General features: G+C 65.8%; 1 protein-coding gene. It reads right to left on the reverse strand.

Annotation, left to right across the window (positions count from 1 at the left end; translation table 11 throughout):
• Nucleotides 1-101: 101 nt before the first annotated feature.
• The gene (locus JHC81_RS03815; RefSeq protein ID WP_366465577.1) at nt 102-1,499 is read right to left on the reverse strand and encodes a circularly permuted type 2 ATP-grasp protein; all 1,398 of its coding nucleotides are present in this window, start codon (nt 1,497-1,499) and stop codon (nt 102-104) included.
• Between the last annotated feature and the right edge of the window lie 88 nt (nt 1,500-1,587).

Raw genomic sequence — 1,587 nt, forward strand, 5'->3', positions numbered from 1 at the left:
GGTGGTGGGGCCTGACCGCAAGCGCCGGTGTCTGGGGCAGGCCCCCTCCACCGCTACGCGGTCCCCCTCCCCCGGTGGGGGAGGAATGTGGTGCCATCATCTCAAACATCCAGCACCCAGGTGTCCTTGGTCCCGCCGCCCTGGCTGGAGTTGACGACCAGCGATCCGGCCTTCAGCGCGACGCGGGTCAGGCCGCCGGGGGCGACCTTCACGCCGTCCGGGCTGGACAGGACGAAGGGGCGCAGGTCGACGTGGCGGCTGGATAGCTCGCCCTTGTCCAGCGTTGGAGCCGTCGACAGCGCCAGGGTCGGCTGGGCGATGAAGTCGTCGGGGTCGTTGATCAGCTTCTTGCGGAAAGCCTCCACCTCGGCCTTGGTCGAGGCCGGGCCGACCAGCATGCCATAGCCGCCGGACCCGCCGACCTCCTTGACCACCAGCTGATCGAGGTTAGACAGCACCTCTTTCAGCGCCTCCGGCTCGCGGCAGCGCCAGGTGGGCACATTCTTCAGGATCGGCTCCTCGCCCGTGTAGAAGCGGACCAGCTCTGGCATGTAGGTATAGACGGCCTTGTCGTCGGCCACACCGGTGCCGACCGCATTGGCCAGCGCCACATTGCCCGCCTGATAGGCCGTCATCAGGCCCGGCACACCCAGGGCCGAATCCGGGCGGAACATCAGAGGATCCAGAAAGTCGTCGTCCAGCCGGCGATAGATGACGTCCACCTGCTGACGGCCCTGGGTGGTGCGCATGAAAACATGGTCGTCGTCGACGAACAGGTCGCTGCCCTCGACCAGCTCCACGCCCAGCTTGTCGGCCAGAAAGGAGTGCTCGTAATAGGCCGAGTTGTAGGGCCCCGGCGTCAGCAGCACGATCGTTGGATCGGACCCGGCCCCCAGCGGCGCGCAACCGCGCAAGGAAGCTAGCAGCATGTCGGCATAGGTCTCGACCGGACGCACCGGATAGTCGGCGAACAGGTCGGGGAACAACCGCATCATCATCTCGCGGTTTTCCAGCATGTAGGAGACACCCGACGGCGTACGGCAGTTGTCTTCCAGCACATAGAAGCCGTCCTCGCCGGTGCGAACCAGGTCCACGCCCGCGATCTGGACCCAGATGTCGCGCGGCGGGCGACGGCCCTGCATCTGGGGCACATAGTAGGGATTGGTCAGCACCAGTTCGGCGGGGATGATCCCGGCCTTCAGACACTCTTGCTTGCCATAGATGTCGGACAGGAAAGCGTTGATGACATTGACCCGCTGGACCAGGCCCGCCTCTAGCCCCGCCCATTCGGCCGCACCGATGATGCGCGGCACCACGTCGAAGGGGATCAGGCGCTCGCTGCTTTCCGCCTCGCCATAGACGGCGAAGGTGATGCCCATGCGGCGAAAGAACAGCTCGGCCTGACGCGACCGGGCCTGCAACAGGCCCTCAGGCGCGTCCGCCAGCCACCGGGCAAGGCCGCGATAGCTGTCGCGGACCTCGCCGCCCATTCCGGACATTTCGTCGAACGCCAATGCGGCTCCTGCAGGCTGATGCGTCCGGTCAGGGTGGACCGAGACACAACAGCGTTGCAACAAGATTGTTGCA

Origin of the sequence: Brevundimonas sp., assembly GCF_016463295.1 — a bacterium.
Lineage (GTDB): Bacteria > Pseudomonadota > Alphaproteobacteria > Caulobacterales > Caulobacteraceae > Brevundimonas.